Source organism: Marinifilum breve (assembly GCF_003202155.1).
In the GTDB taxonomy this organism is placed as follows: Bacteria; Bacteroidota; Bacteroidia; order Bacteroidales; family Marinifilaceae; genus Marinifilum; species Marinifilum breve.
Map to the genome: position 1 here is coordinate 642,491 of NZ_QFLI01000002.1, position 13,926 is coordinate 656,416.

The window sequence follows — 13,926 nt, forward strand, 5'->3', positions numbered from 1 at the left end:
AATTATAATTATACTTCCTATTGCTTTCGTAGTGCACGAGTTACAAACTCCCGCTAGCGGAGATCGCACAAGCCTCCTTTACTCTTTCATCGTCAATTTTATAAACAATAATTTGTTTTGTATCCCCATAGTTTTTCTGTAAGAACTTATTTAAGTACTTAAATGTATCAGGTTGAAACAATTTGCCATTTTTTGTATAAAATATTTCATCGCGGTAATATACTGCATGAATAATCTCCCCCGTATTGTCAACAAAAGCAAGCAAAACATCATTCGAAATAGGTTTTCTTAGGTTTTTCCTTGGATTGGTTGAAAATTCTGAAATCCTTTTAAAATAATTATTCAAGATTTTCTCTAATGAAACACCATCAATATTTGTTGTTTCTCTAAAAATGTTTTGACTATAGTCTTCACTGTTTTCAAAATACTTCTCCAATGCATATGAAAAGCAATTTTGTATGTTTGCTTCATTGGTAAAGAAATAACCTTTCGAAGCAAAATAACCTTTGTTTTTGGGTTGTTTATAAGATGAAGTATCTGTTTTTTCACCTTGCCTTGAAATACTCACTCGTATCGTATCATTTAACCAAAGTACGTCAATGGTCATATACTTCTTTTCTAATTTTATTGTGTCCAAAGTGGTAGATTCAATTGCAATTGGTGAATGAGTTGGCAAATTCGCCTGACAATAAACTTCAATAAAAATAAAGTTTAGAAGTAAGGTGATTATTAAATATCTAAAAAACATCATATTATAAGGCATTTATATTAGTTTACTATGTAAGACAAAAAGTGAGTTCATTCTTCCTTTGTTTTCACAAAATACGAGCTACAAGCTCTCTCAAACAAAGGGTTATTCAAAAATCCCAGGTTTAAGTTTATAAATTTCAATCTCACACACAGAATGTTTCTTCTTATCTCCACTGTATGTATATGTATCTATTACAAATTGTGGAGATGGATGAGACGTGTAGGGCTTTAGTCCATTTTTAGTCCAGGTTTTTCCATATAGATTAAAGCAAGCATGCATGGGTTCAGCTTGAGCATTTTTAAAAAGAAGAAATACCTGTTCTTCCTTCAAATGTTTTGACCCTTTTAAAGTATTCCTATTTATGTTATGTATTGTCTCAACTTTTACAAATAGATTCTTAAGAATTATTTCTAAGTCACTATGATCTTTAGGATTAGAACGCCTAAAAAAGAATGGTTCAGGATTGATACCATGCGAACGAAAAATCCCCTCTAATGCATACGAAATACAGCTTTGGTTAAATGAAGTACTTAATACTGGTTTGTGGTAAGGCTTCTCTCGCAGTTCTTTTGATACAGAATCTAATTCTACACTGTTTAAATTTGTAATGTCATATTCCCATAATTGATATGGCGAAATGTGACTTTCTAATTGAAGTAATTTTTTGTCACCATAACTATACACCATTGAATCTCTGCTTATTGTTACCTTAAAATGAAAATCACAGCCTCTCACTTCCACTATATCTTCACTGTTTTGTATAAAATCAAGTGTATCTACAATCTGAAAATAATCTGTAAGTGATTTATTCAAAGGTGTAGTATTCGCAATCTTACCAACTACATATTCCTTATTTTGCCTGTCTTTTTGTGATATTAACAATCTTTCGGAAATCAATTGGCACCTTACGGATTGAGTAAAAACAGAAAAGAAACCAATTATACAAATTACTCTTTTTAGCATTTTAATTATCTCTTGAGTTTTCAAATTTACCCCCTCTATCACAGGAATCTATTTGTTTGATTCTATTTTGAATTTGGATAGCGATAGTATTGCGCATCAGCTATTGTTAGGTCTTATTATTATTTAATCTATACTTATGATGTCCCAGTTTTTAAAATTAATTGTGAACCCAGTCATTGAATGTTTACCACTATAATATGACAAAGACCATTCTTGATTAAATTCAGAAACTCTAGAAATTGAAATTGCAAATAGAGTAAACTCTTTACTAAAGTCATTGATCTTTATTTCTCTTAGCTTTCGTTTTTCTAATTTTTCAGTAACCGGCTGAACGATTTGCCTTAATAATTCACTGTATTTTTTTTCAATTTCGTAAAAGAACATTTTTTGCCTAGGATTAATTCCTTCCTTGTCAGCATCAAAAAAAATGTCAATTTCATGGTTTGATGGTTTAAAAATAAAATGTGCTTGGTAATGATTAAATTTAGGATCCTTACTCTTATTGAACCACATTAAACCAAAAAGCTCATCATTAATCTTTTTCTTGAATAAAAAGGGTTTGTTAGGAAAAAATAATGTCTGTAATATCATAATTGTAATTTTTCTATTTCTAAGTAATGGTGACCAATTTGTATTTCAACACATACGCATAGATGATTCTTCTTTTTGCAATTGCAAAACACGAGCTACAAACTTTCGCTAACAGGATTTTTACCGAAATATTGATTAATCGCTCTTGTTTCACTAATAAATGGGTTTAACTTCCCCCATTTGGTATAAATTTCCTTTCTATCTCGTCCCAATGTGAATAGCCTATCATAGTATGAAATTTCACCTCCACGATCTAGCGAGTAGGTCGTATCAGGATAAAACTCAATTAATTCATCCTTAAGCAAACCAATACAGGATATTACCTGTTTTTTGCTACCATCATTAAAAGTAAGTGTTCCTAAATGGCTTTGATGTTCTTTTTTTAATTCAAGATTCCAGACGATTTTGTTACTTGACAGATAAGAAGAATCAATAAAAACATATCTACCCGACCAGTCGATTTGAGAAGTCGCAATACTATCAATTTCTGCCATTTTATTGATCTCATCTATCCTTTCCTGATATCTTTCATCTGCAGTAACATTGCTGTACAAAACCAATATAGATGAACATACAAGCCCTACTCCAATTGCTATGCGTCTTTGTTTGCTTTTCCGATAATATCCTGCTCTTTTAGGATACCGGTTCCAGAATACTTCTCTTGGCCAAAATAAAGCCATAAAAACCAGGCGTATTATACTATACCTTTCTGTTTTTCTATCTTCTAGTTCTTTTTGCCACAAAGCTTCGCTTTCAACTTTAAGCTCTTTTATTCTTTCTTTTGAATAATCTTCAGATATCCCTCTTTCAGCAAGAAGATTTTTCGCATAAGCAATGGCATCTTTTTGCCAATCATCTTTTTCAACATATACAATAATTATTAAATCATCATCCGTATACTCATCTAAAGCATGAAATTTCTTCATCCATTCTTTATTTTTACAATTGCATGTAAGCTATACAAGCAAAGTCAATTAGATATATTTTTCTTATTACTTACCCCAAACAAGAGCTACAATCCCACACCAGCACCTTTTTCTCTCATCGCAATTCCAGGTTTAAGAATTCTATGATTTTATTGATGGCTTGAGGATTTTGCCTTAGCAACTCGTTGCTATTTTCAACCAAATACAATTCAGTTTTGACATTCGTTTCTTTCATGAACTTGTAAAAATCCTCTACCTGTTTGAATTCAACGGCGCGGTCGTTTTTTGCATGAAGAATTAGAGTGGGAGGATAATCAGCTTTTATGTTATCGACTAAAGTATATTTCTTCAGTTTTTCAGGTTCTTTGTTTGGGTCAAAACCAAAAGTCAGGTAGATGCCTAATTTATTTTTGATCAAGAATCTGCACAATTGCATTCTTGTATCGTAGTCGCCATACGAAACGATTGAATCTTTCACAATATCATACGGACCTGCTTGCTTTAAAACAGATAGATCTCCCATTTGAATATCTTCCGAAGCAAATCCGGTTGGTGCAGATATATCGATGATGGCATTGGGAGCAGTTTCCTTTTTAAATCCGCTTGTGAGTGCCAAGTAGCCTCCTGCCGATCCCCCTGCTACGGCAATCTGATTGGTATTGATATTAAACTGTTCCAATCCGTTTTTTCTTACCCATTCCAGCATGTCCAAGACATCGCTCATGATTTGATCGAGTTTTGTTTCAGGAGCCAAACGGTAATCTGCAGATATTACCACATAACCCGCAGCAAGCAATTTGTCTCTTAGCTCTTTGTGCAAGCCTCTGTCTCGGTTTCCGAAAATAAACCCACCTCCATGAAAATAGATCAGAACCGGATGCAGTCCTTTTGTTTCTGGTAAAAAGGCATTTGCTTTGATCTCATGTCCTTCAAGCTTTTTGTAAACAAATTCTATTTTCTCAGCAGAATGATTCCACGAGAAAGATTTGAGAAAAGGATTTTCCTGTGCAAAACTTACTCCCGAAACAATCAAAGCAATTACTAAAACAGCTATCTTTTTCATCCGTTTAAATTTTAATTTTCTCAGCCTATCTAATGGCTTTTGCAAAGCAAGAGCTCCACCAACGGAGCTTAAAATTTTTATTTCTTTTTTAAATCGAATCCTAAATTTATTTGCAACATTATTGGCCAAATATTTCCATTTCCATGAGTATCGAAATAGTATTGAGGTCCAATATCAAAAAGCAAATGAAAGTTTTTCCCAAATTTCCTTTGAATTCCCCAAGTAGGGCCAATTGCGAAATCGGTATCAGAAGTGCGATAAACATTCTCAGCAATTGAACTTCCACGGGTTATAAATCTTAAAGAAAAAAAGTTTCCAGAGTTATTATCAGTTACTCTATTCTTTCTTTTTCGTTTGTTCAGATTGAAAAACCATTTTTGCTGAACATCTAAGAAAGGACTAATGACATAAATAAATCCATTTCCTCCATAAGTCAGATCGGGATATCCACCACCATATCCGATTCCAAGTTCAGCAGAAAGTGTAGAATAATTCCCTGTTGGCCATTCCATTTCAACACCAGGATTTAGAAAGTTCACTCTCAAAACTTTTTCCGTTCCAGGTTTATTCTTTTCTTGAGCATAGGAAAATGTAATTGAAAGAAAGAATAATAGACTTAGTAAATTTTTCTTCATTTATAAATTGTCAATATTATATGTAATTTATCATTGTAAAACGCTTTGCTACCGCACGAAACGAAGTTCGATGAAGTCAATCCTCTCGTGTGTTTATGCTTTAAATATGCAACGCAATAGAATCGCATACCAGCTGGGGGCTACAAGCTCTCGCTAGAGGAGGTAGTACAAACACCCTTTACTCTGTCATCATCAATTTTATAAACAATAATTTGTTTTGTATCCCCATAGTTTTTCTGTAAGAATTTATTTAAGGACTTAAATGTATCAGGTTGAAACGCTTTACCATTTTTTGTGTAAAAAATTTCATCGCGGTAATATACGGCGTGAATAACCTCCCCCATATTGTCAACAAAAGCAAGTAAAACATCATTCGGAACAGGTTTTCTTAGGTTTTTCCTTAGGTTGGTCGAAAATTCAGAAATCCTTTTAAAATAATTTTTCAAGATTTTCTCTAATGACACTCCATCAACATTTGTTGTTTCTCTAAAAATGTTTTGACTATAGGTTTCACTATTTTCAAAATACTTCTCCAATGCATATGAAAAGCAATTTTGTATGTTTGCTTCACTTGTAAAGAAATAACCTTTCGAAGCAAAATAACTTTGTTTTTTAGGTTGTTTATAAAATAAAGTATCTGTTTTTTCACCTTGCCTTGAAACACTCACCCGTATCGTATCATTTAACCATAGCACATCAATGGTAACATACTTTTTTTCTAATTTTATTGTGTCCAGGACCGTAGATTCGATAGTAATCGGTGAATGAGTTGACAAATTCGACTGGCAATAAGCTTCAATAAAAATAAAGTTGAGAAGTAAGGTGATTGTTAAATATCTAAAAAATATCATTTTATAATGTATTTATGTTAATATATTAAATAACGCAAGTAATTAAGTTTATTTTTCTTATTGGCTTTGAATACACGAGCTACAAGCTTTCGCTAGCAGGAAATTCAATTCTACCAATCATCATCACTACCAATGTTTTTAGGCTCAAACATTTTCAGGAAAGTATAATCGTAAATGGGTACTGAATTTTTAATAAATAATCTTCCAAAGAGACCTTTATTAGTAATTGCATGCCCATTCAAAAGCTCTATACTTCCTTGACTTCCTGATGAATTATCATTTTTCTTAGTCAAAGTAATTTTATTAATGGTAACGCGATATCGTGATTCTTTAAACTGTATTGAAACAAAAGCAGAATGATAATATTCATAAATTAAATCAGAAGCTTTGAATACAGAATAGCCTGCACCTCTATGGTCTGGTTCGAATAGTCGTAATTCGCCCGTTAAACCATTCTCAGTAAATTCAATTTCTTTAAAAAGACCTGAGTTTTGAAAATACTCTTTAATGGCACTCTTTTGAAGTTCACTTTCAAATACTTTTTGCCAAGTGACTTCTCCTCTTACATTTTTAAAGTAAAATTCTCTTTCCTGACTATAACCAGAAAAACTTAGGGTAATGATTGATAGTATTATTAGTAATTTTTTCATCAGGCTTGATTTTGCTTGTTATTATTTTAATAATTGTTCTCGAACTTCCATTAGTGCAAAACCTAATAAATTTAGTCCTTTCCATTTTAATGGATTTTCAATGTGTTCATTATCTTTTGCAAGTCCAATTCCCCAAATTGTATCCACTGGACTTGCTTCAACCAATATTCTTTTCTTTGTTGATAATAGAAACTCTTTCAAGCTTTCATTTTGGTCGAATTTCGCAAGGTTTCCTTCTTTAACAATTTCAAATCTATTTTGTATCCAAACTTCTTCTTTAAATCCAATAACTTCACGTCCAAATTGTTTTGCTTGTCCAGGTGATTTTGAATTTATTATTCTTTCTAAGTTTTTTTGATCATTGAATAGTCTTGCCTTTTCTGCCATCATATAGTGTTCTGCAGAAAAATATTTAATTCCATTTATTTCAAATTCAGAGGACCACCATTGACTTAAACAAGTCTGTCCGATTTCACCATTTTTTAATTTTTGGTGTCCCCAGAAAAATAAGAACTTCTGCTTCTTACTTGCTCGAAAGTCCTTTTGTATTCTATCAATATTATATTTCATTAATTTCTTTTCTTATCACAAGTTGCAACTTGTATATAAACACAAGCAATTGCGTTTATTCCTCTATTATTCATTCAATGCATTATATTTTTAGTCTCTGCTGGTTCGAGCTTGTAGTTCAGACCTCTGCCATTGGGCAGAAAAGAATTCTGCTACGCATAGCACGAGCTAAAAGCTCGCGCAAGCTGGGGCAATACTCGGTCTCATTCCATTAATTAACTCAATCAACGTCGTGTCGTTTAAGCTTGTTTTATAAATTTTTCTTGGCTCATTTATATTTTCAAATCCAGAAAAATATATTTTGTCTTGTTTATCTATCCACAAATCCGTTGTATATAGTCCAACCTTAGTAATCCGTTTGGTCAGTTTTGTATTAAAGTCATAGCAAAATATAGCACTTGAAGGTTCATTTAATCCTTCAATAAATTCATCAATACCTCCTTCAAAAACCAATTTCGTATTATCTGATGTAAAACAGAATCTTGTTGAACTTGAAAAAAAGAATTTTTCACCAAAGAGTTGAGTTAAATTATACTTATCAATCAGTTTTCCATTCTTATCAAACTTGTATAATGCAGCCAAATTATGTGCATAAATATATTTTCCATCTTGACTCCATGTCGGAGCATGTAATCCAATATCTGAATCAGCTGAGATAATTTTAAAATCAGAACCGTTTGGTTTTATCAGTCCTATTTGCCAATCATTTGTCATTATACTAAAAGCCAAATATTCACCAGATGGTGACCATATTGCTCCATAATGATTTTTGTTGTTTATTTCTAAATTCTTTATTGTCGAATTTTCAGTATTTATTATTTTAATAATCCTAGAAAAATTTTTACTTGAGTTTGATGATTGTGTGTAAACAATCCATTTTCCATCCGGAGAAATGCAAGGATCAAATCCTTCTATTAAATCTTTTGTATTGCCAGTTACAAAACTATAACAGCTTATAAATTCATTATTTTGAAAAGCAAGTTTCGGATTGTCAATAATCACATCCTCTTGTAAATTACCTGACTGTTTATTCGATTTCTTATCTGTTCCAATATTGCATGAACCAATAAAAATCAATATCCCAATGATTAATGTTATCTGTTTATATTTCATGTTTAGTTTGTTTCAAGAGGCACAATGGTTTGATTAAAATTAGAGAGCAGTTTTAAACCACCGCCTTATCAAGCACCGCATGAACCTTACTACCGCACAAAACGAAGTTCGACGAAATCAATCCTCTCGTATGGTTTTTCTTTAGATATGGAACGCGATAAAATCGCGCACCAGCAGGTGTAAATAGTTTACACATTGGCAGCTGTATTTTCATCACTCTTTTTAATTTTCTTATTTGTATATCGTTTCATTGTATATCCAAAGCCTAATCCTCCAATACTCCATATTATGATTCCTATTAATACTGATTGTAAGGTAATTTCTTGATCTTTAAAATATGGAAAGACTATTGACATCATCAGAAACATAAAAACACCCCAAGTTAATCCAGTTGTTACCCAAGTCTTTTTGTCGAATGGATTGGGAATATGATCTACATTAATATTATCAAATCTGGCAGGTTGCTTTTCTAACCATTTTGCTTTGATTCTTTCTTTAAACCAACCCCAGATCGGGAAGGTGATGGCAAGTATGATAAAACTAAGCCCATTTGGCAAACAAGGGATTATATTTCCACACTCATTACAATAAAGTCCGAACCAATTTTTAAATGCAGTTCCGTTTTGTGTCGACCACGTTCTACCATCATGCATTGCCTGACAATGAGGACAAGGAACAAATGTTCTTTCAATTCTTGGTTTGTCAATCGTTTTATCTTCTAAACTAACTTTAGGAACTTTCTGACCTAAGACCAAATCGTTTATAGCTAAGCCTGGATTTAAAATCCAATGGAGTATCATCCAGTTTTTCCAAGTATAAATCTTATATCTTTTTTTATCGTAATTCATCTGTTTCTCTGTTTTAGATATGGAAGACTATGGGATTGTGCACCTGCAAGTTTTACTCTCTCCTTTTCCACCAAGGTTTCTCATTAAGTTCCTTTTTATAAGCATGAAGTAACTTATCTTCTTTATCAGATAAATCGTAAGCATCTGATTCCGTTAAGTGTCCGTCCTGTTCACTTACTCTAGTCAATCTCCTGCCTTGTCTGAATACAAGTTGCAATCCATGCTCCTTTTCCCATTCGCATTCACATGCCAGGTTTATATAAATATTTTCATCTCTACGATGTCTGCGCTCCACAAAAATCTCTTGGGGATAAACATAGTTCCAAATGTCATTTTTATCCAGAATTTGTCTGAGTTGACCATCTTCATCCTCGTAATCAACCAGATCTAAAAAGTCAATGCAATATTTAAATAATATCTCCGACAATTCTTTTCTATCAAGCTCAGTTTTTAAAAGAAATCTTTCCAAAGCTTGGTCTGCCTCTTCTATAAATTTGGAATCTTCTTTCCAGACCAAGTTCATGAATGTTATTTTCATTTTCTTATTGTCGAAAAAGGGAATCTCCCTTGGTTCAGCTTCCCACCAGTCATCAAACTGTTCATCTTGAAACAACACTCCAATAGATTTGCTTATAAGAAATTGCCTTACTTTGGTTTTCCACTCCTTTTCAAAATCAGCCTTTAAGATTTCATATTCGTTGAATTCAGCTAAATCCAATTCTTGGCCACCTAAGCCACCATATGCATCTTCTTTTTTGTCAGAGCCATATTTCAGGACGATACCATTATCATACTTTTCAATCTGTCGTGATGGCAATCCCGAATCCTCAGTTTCCAGAAAATACATCGAAGTTCCCCAATCATCAAATTGGTCGCCTCTGGTTTCATTCCATTTTCTTTTAAAGTATCTCATTATACCGTTTGTTTCCTGGCGTGCTACCAATTATTTTTATATGGTGTGTGCATCTCATAGGGTTTGTAATATTTTGTTGTGCTTCGTTTCAACTGTTCGTTGATTTCTTTCTTCTCATTTGTTCATCTTCATCCATTTTCTTAATTCGTTTAAGAATATTTTCTGGTATTTGAGAATCTTCTATTGTCATAGTTTATATAAATTAATGCTAAGTAGTTTGTTTATAAGCCTACATGAGTGTTATAAACACAACTTAAATATCATGCCTACCAAATTTATGAAAAACCAATAGCAAACAATAATCTTACGAGAGTAAAATAACTTGCAGACATAAAATAGAATAAGTCTATATAATTATGATTGGGTAATAAAAAAGCCCCCAATTACTTGGGGGCTTCATATAATTGAAAAGTATGGTACTATAGGTTTATTAAGCCATAACAGGCTTATTGGTTTCAACAGCTTCCAGTTTCACATCCAACTGTAAGGTATGTTCTGGTAAAACAACTACCTGCATTACAACATCCAGGTATCCTTTCTTGCTAAAACGCAACTCGTGTTCACCAGCACTTAAAGTTTGAATATAAAAACCACCCTGTTTGCCACGGTGGGTAACTGCTTTCTTGCCATCAATGGAAATCCTTACATTACGTATGGATTCACCAGTTTTGGCATTGGAAAACATTCCCTGTAGAGCTCTTTGTCTGCTCGAAGCATTGTCCTTGGTCATGATCACCAAAAACTCATCGAACAAATCAGGATCACTTTCAGCATAAACGCTACGCATGTATAGCATCAATCCTCTTTTTACCAACAAATTGTATTTGTCTAACAATACATCAATCTGCTTGGTAATATCGGCATGCTCTACCCTAAAGTCTTTTGGCGCACTTATCACATTGGAAAAATTGGTGATACTGCTTTCCAAAGCACTTTTTAAATCCTCATCTACTTTGGCTGCTGTAGCCTGCGTAGCATTATTGGCAACAATAGAGAGTAAACTATCAGCACGAATTAAGGCCTCTTCTTCCTTGCAATTGTGCAATTGGTGTTCAAAACATCCTTCCACACTCGAGAATATTTCAAACTCATGAAGCGTACCGTAACTAATAATCAGATCATTCACTTTGGCACAATTGCCTACCATAATTTCAAACAAATTGTTTTTATTAATGGTATCGGCTTTACTGCTAAGGGCCTGCTTTGGAACCAGCACCGCCAATTCCGAATTCAATTCCCTTATGGGTGCCATCAAATCATTATAATTTGTATCCTCCTGTAACTTGGTCTGATGCTTCAGATCAAATGCACACAAATCTTGCACCTGCCTGTGTAAAATCAGTTGTTTAGATTTCATACAAAATATGTTTATGATTTTTAAGCTTTATTAGGTATCTAACTCTATTCGAGTTTCAAGAGAGAGGTTTTAGTACCATACGTATCCAATTGTTTCACTTACATTCTGGTTTGTTCAGAAGCGTTTCTGTTTCAGAAGAAGCGTTTTCTTCTTTGTCATGCGCATTTTTTATTTCAACAGAAGCATTCTCAAAACTCTATGCCTTAATTTTTATTTGATCACTTACACTTTTGCTTGTTGCACTTACAGTTTATCAAGCTTCATTTACAGTATCCACTTCAACACTTACAGTTTTGGGTTCATCACTTACACTTTTGGATGCTGCACTTACAGTTTTGGTATCAACACTTACACTTAGCCAAACTTCACTTACCATTTTTATGATGGCATTAACAATTTTTCAAAGAGTAGCATCACCTTTCCCCTTCTTTCTGTCAATCTTTAAATGCCAGCACTCAACTTCTTTTCATTTCCTTACCAATAAGTATATTGTACTCTTCATTCCATTGCTAAAATCTGCAAAAACAAAGCCTAATAAGCATTTACATTTTCATCATATACCGTTCTGTTTAATTAAACTTAAACATTATTTTTCAATTGATTACAAAAACCATCACATTAATTGACGAAAATTTTCAACAATTCACATTCAAATATTAATGTTAAATTTTCACCCCTATCTTATTAAATTTAAAATAGCTTTCACTTGAATAAAAAGACCACAATAGAATGATTTAATGATATTTACCCTTCAGGCAAAATAAGACAAAACAACTCTACTATACTCCTCTCCCTGTCGCCTCCACAAAAGTATTTTGGATCCCACTTCAAATTAATCCCACAAACCATTCAAGTCAGTTTGGTATGAGCAACGCAGGTGGGGTACCCATAGGCGAAACATGATGATCAAAAAGAAATTCTGTGGAGTGAGGCACGAACGCAACTATTATTTCTTTTCATCATTGAGCCGTGATGGGTCACCGAGTGCTTACACCTAGACTTTTTGATTCTTTTGTGGTAATGACAAAAGAATAGCCCGTCTGGCTTGAAGACAAAACAAACAATCAATTTCCGTCGCAATAAACACCCCTCACAAAACCACATACCAGTTGCGACGATTAATTATAAAATCCATGAACCCAGGGCGGCAGTCACTTCGCTCCCTTCACCTGGGCTAGTATGATCTTTGCCTTTCAGGCAATAAATTATTTTGTACTAATCATTTCTATTTTTTACATCACGTATTCTTTACTCCTTTAGAGCCTGTCGCAATTAATCAGGAAGAAAGATAGAATGAGGTATTTTTTGTTCATTGGGGCAAATAGGTATAATCCATTTCAAATCACCTCACCTCAATCCTCTCCTCAAGGAGAGGAAGTTGCGCAAAAATTAGAGGTTTGTTTGTGATCGTGTTTTGGCGTGAGGACAAAATAGAATGAGATGCTATGAAATTACTCTCCTTCTCATCAAATTCATTTCAATGCACATGCCACTTGCTACTCCAATGGTATAGGCCAAAAGGTCCGACCATAAAAAGCCTTGGCCAAGAACCAACGCGCCAAATCTATAGCTGCGTATTGCATTTAGCCAATCAACTTGTATCAACTGACTGAATTCAACCAGGAAACAGACAGTCAAAGCCATTGCGGTCAAGTTTCTAATACTTGCTGCAGGAAAAACAAAGGCAATCATCCAATACATCATCAATGCCCATAAGGCATCTCCCAACCCTAGATTAATGATTTCGGGAAGGTAGTTGGAAAAATGTCTTGAAGCCAAGCCTATAATGATGGTCAGTACAATTAGTAAGAAGTAATAGAGTCTGTTTCTTTGCATAGGGATGTTTGTTTATTGGGAGCTTTAAATTTATTGATTGTGTTTGATTGGATCCTTGTTAATTCATAAAAAATGATAATCAATTATTTTCATCTTTAAGTAATGCAAATGTATATTCCATGGGAATTATAAACTCTCTACATCCTTTGAACTTTTCAATTCTGTAAATAGAGTTTTCTCCCTGTACTTTCACTTTTTCATACAAGTGTTCATAGTCTTCAAAATACTGCTCCGCTTTATGGGTGACTAACTTGTGTATGGAATCTTCCATAACCTTTCCCCAACTATTTTGTGCTTTTGTTGTTTCATCGGCAATGTATGCCCATTCGGAGTTAAGCCCATGATCAGCTATAACAATATCTTTCCCTATACTTCTTGCATGTTTCAACATATTTTTAGGCTCATTCATTTCATGCAAACAGAATTCAAAAAGAACAACATCCCCTTTTGCTCTAAGTTTACTAAAATCGGAATGAATTAATGTGAACTTTTCGCTTAATCCTTTCTTTAACAGATTTTCCTCTAGTTGTTTTAATGCATTTTCGTTATTGTCGATTGCTATTACATGTTTTGCTACTTGTGCATACTCTATAAATTGTCCGCCTCCCGCTCCAACCGAAACAATCACTTTGCCTCGAAAATCATAGAAGTTTAATAAGTTTTCTATTATTTGTTGTATATCTTTTACCATATTCCTTTTTTACACTCTAAACTTATAAAACACTAGCTTTCCAACCACTATTGCACAAAAAACATCACTTAGTTCAGTAAAATTCTCTTGCTATTGCTAGCCTACCCCTCTAAAGTAGCTTATTTGAAATATTTTCCATTAATGAATCAAAAATTGATGATAATATTA

At 33.4% G+C, this 13,926-nt stretch carries 16 protein-coding genes; all 16 read right to left on the reverse strand.

Features of this window, described 5'->3' with window-relative positions; all coding sequences use genetic code 11:
* Positions 1-40: 40 nt before the first annotated feature.
* Positions 41-751 carry a hypothetical protein gene (locus DF185_RS06755; protein ID WP_110359975.1) on the reverse strand — a complete coding sequence of 237 codons (711 nt, stop codon included), beginning with the start codon at positions 749-751 and terminating at the stop codon, positions 41-43.
* A gap of 102 nt (positions 752-853) precedes the next feature.
* Entirely contained in the window at positions 854-1,756 is a 903-nt protein-coding gene (locus DF185_RS06760) for a hypothetical protein (protein ID WP_133249981.1), read from the reverse strand.
* Positions 1,757-1,837: 81 nt separating this feature from the next.
* Positions 1,838-2,305, reverse strand: coding sequence for a hypothetical protein (locus tag DF185_RS06765; RefSeq protein WP_110359977.1), 468 nt, complete (start codon positions 2,303-2,305; stop codon positions 1,838-1,840).
* A 95-nt stretch (positions 2,306-2,400) separates the two neighbouring features.
* Positions 2,401-3,231 carry a DUF5991 domain-containing protein gene (locus DF185_RS06770; protein WP_110359978.1) on the reverse strand — a complete coding sequence of 277 codons (831 nt, stop codon included), beginning with the start codon at positions 3,229-3,231 and terminating at the stop codon, positions 2,401-2,403.
* Between the two features lie 115 nt (positions 3,232-3,346).
* A complete protein-coding gene (locus tag DF185_RS06775; protein WP_133249982.1) occupies positions 3,347-4,294 on the reverse strand; it encodes an alpha/beta hydrolase in 948 nt (315 codons plus the stop codon).
* 77 nt (positions 4,295-4,371) lie between these two features.
* Positions 4,372-4,929, reverse strand: coding sequence for a hypothetical protein (locus tag DF185_RS06780; RefSeq protein ID WP_110359980.1), 558 nt, complete (start codon positions 4,927-4,929; stop codon positions 4,372-4,374).
* 140 nt (positions 4,930-5,069) lie between these two features.
* Positions 5,070-5,780, reverse strand: coding sequence for a hypothetical protein (locus tag DF185_RS06785; protein ID WP_133249983.1), 711 nt, complete (start codon positions 5,778-5,780; stop codon positions 5,070-5,072).
* Positions 5,781-5,890: 110 nt separating this feature from the next.
* Complete coding sequence (locus DF185_RS06790; protein WP_110359982.1) at positions 5,891-6,430, reverse strand: hypothetical protein; 540 nt, start codon at positions 6,428-6,430, stop codon at positions 5,891-5,893.
* 21 nt (positions 6,431-6,451) lie between these two features.
* Positions 6,452-7,000: a riboflavin biosynthesis intermediates N-glycosidase gene (ybiA, locus tag DF185_RS06795; protein WP_110359983.1), complete on the reverse strand. Its 549-nt coding sequence runs from the start codon at positions 6,998-7,000 to the stop codon at positions 6,452-6,454.
* A 168-nt stretch (positions 7,001-7,168) separates the two neighbouring features.
* Complete coding sequence (locus DF185_RS06800) at positions 7,169-8,113, reverse strand: TolB family protein (RefSeq protein ID WP_110359984.1); 945 nt, start codon at positions 8,111-8,113, stop codon at positions 7,169-7,171.
* A gap of 188 nt (positions 8,114-8,301) precedes the next feature.
* Positions 8,302-8,961: a hypothetical protein gene (locus tag DF185_RS06805; RefSeq protein ID WP_110359985.1), complete on the reverse strand. Its 660-nt coding sequence runs from the start codon at positions 8,959-8,961 to the stop codon at positions 8,302-8,304.
* Between the two features lie 52 nt (positions 8,962-9,013).
* Complete coding sequence (locus DF185_RS06810; RefSeq protein ID WP_207784596.1) at positions 9,014-9,874, reverse strand: DUF6985 domain-containing protein; 861 nt, start codon at positions 9,872-9,874, stop codon at positions 9,014-9,016.
* Between the two features lie 430 nt (positions 9,875-10,304).
* A complete protein-coding gene (locus DF185_RS06815; RefSeq protein WP_110359986.1) occupies positions 10,305-11,231 on the reverse strand; it encodes a PEGA domain-containing protein in 927 nt (308 codons plus the stop codon).
* A gap of 253 nt (positions 11,232-11,484) precedes the next feature.
* Positions 11,485-11,607: a hypothetical protein gene (locus DF185_RS24050; RefSeq protein WP_262509978.1), complete on the reverse strand. Its 123-nt coding sequence runs from the start codon at positions 11,605-11,607 to the stop codon at positions 11,485-11,487.
* Positions 11,608-12,674: 1,067 nt separating this feature from the next.
* Positions 12,675-13,067: a ribosomal maturation YjgA family protein gene (locus DF185_RS06820; protein ID WP_207784597.1), complete on the reverse strand. Its 393-nt coding sequence runs from the start codon at positions 13,065-13,067 to the stop codon at positions 12,675-12,677.
* A 79-nt stretch (positions 13,068-13,146) separates the two neighbouring features.
* On the reverse strand, positions 13,147-13,758 hold the full coding sequence (locus tag DF185_RS06825) for a class I SAM-dependent methyltransferase (RefSeq protein ID WP_110359988.1): 612 nt from the start codon (positions 13,756-13,758) through the stop codon (positions 13,147-13,149).
* Positions 13,759-13,926: the final 168 nt, after the last annotated feature.

What these genes read in the sequence shown, in the direction of transcription:
- DF185_RS06755 (WP_110359975.1), bottom strand. Translation starts at nt 751, where the DNA reads ATGATGTTTTTTAGATATTTAATAATCACCTTACTTCTAAACTTTATT.
- DF185_RS06765 (WP_110359977.1), bottom strand. Translation starts at nt 2,305, where the DNA reads ATGATATTACAGACATTATTTTTTCCTAACAAACCCTTTTTATTCAAG.
- DF185_RS06770 (WP_110359978.1), bottom strand. Translation starts at nt 3,231, where the DNA reads ATGAAGAAATTTCATGCTTTAGATGAGTATACGGATGATGATTTAATA.
- DF185_RS06775 (WP_133249982.1), bottom strand. Translation starts at nt 4,294, where the DNA reads ATGAAAAAGATAGCTGTTTTAGTAATTGCTTTGATTGTTTCGGGAGTA.
- DF185_RS06780 (WP_110359980.1), bottom strand. Translation starts at nt 4,929, where the DNA reads ATGAAGAAAAATTTACTAAGTCTATTATTCTTTCTTTCAATTACATTT.
- DF185_RS06785 (WP_133249983.1), bottom strand. Translation starts at nt 5,780, where the DNA reads ATGATATTTTTTAGATATTTAACAATCACCTTACTTCTCAACTTTATT.
- DF185_RS06790 (WP_110359982.1), bottom strand. Translation starts at nt 6,430, where the DNA reads ATGAAAAAATTACTAATAATACTATCAATCATTACCCTAAGTTTTTCT.
- ybiA (WP_110359983.1), bottom strand. Translation starts at nt 7,000, where the DNA reads ATGAAATATAATATTGATAGAATACAAAAGGACTTTCGAGCAAGTAAG.
- DF185_RS06800 (WP_110359984.1), bottom strand. Translation starts at nt 8,113, where the DNA reads ATGAAATATAAACAGATAACATTAATCATTGGGATATTGATTTTTATT.
- DF185_RS06805 (WP_110359985.1), bottom strand. Translation starts at nt 8,961, where the DNA reads ATGAATTACGATAAAAAAAGATATAAGATTTATACTTGGAAAAACTGG.
- DF185_RS06810 (WP_207784596.1), bottom strand. Translation starts at nt 9,874, where the DNA reads ATGAGATACTTTAAAAGAAAATGGAATGAAACCAGAGGCGACCAATTT.
- DF185_RS06815 (WP_110359986.1), bottom strand. Translation starts at nt 11,231, where the DNA reads ATGAAATCTAAACAACTGATTTTACACAGGCAGGTGCAAGATTTGTGT.
- DF185_RS24050 (WP_262509978.1), bottom strand. Translation starts at nt 11,607, where the DNA reads ATGGTAAGTGAAGTTTGGCTAAGTGTAAGTGTTGATACCAAAACTGTA.
- DF185_RS06820 (WP_207784597.1), bottom strand. Translation starts at nt 13,067, where the DNA reads ATGCAAAGAAACAGACTCTATTACTTCTTACTAATTGTACTGACCATC.
- DF185_RS06825 (WP_110359988.1), bottom strand. Translation starts at nt 13,758, where the DNA reads ATGGTAAAAGATATACAACAAATAATAGAAAACTTATTAAACTTCTAT.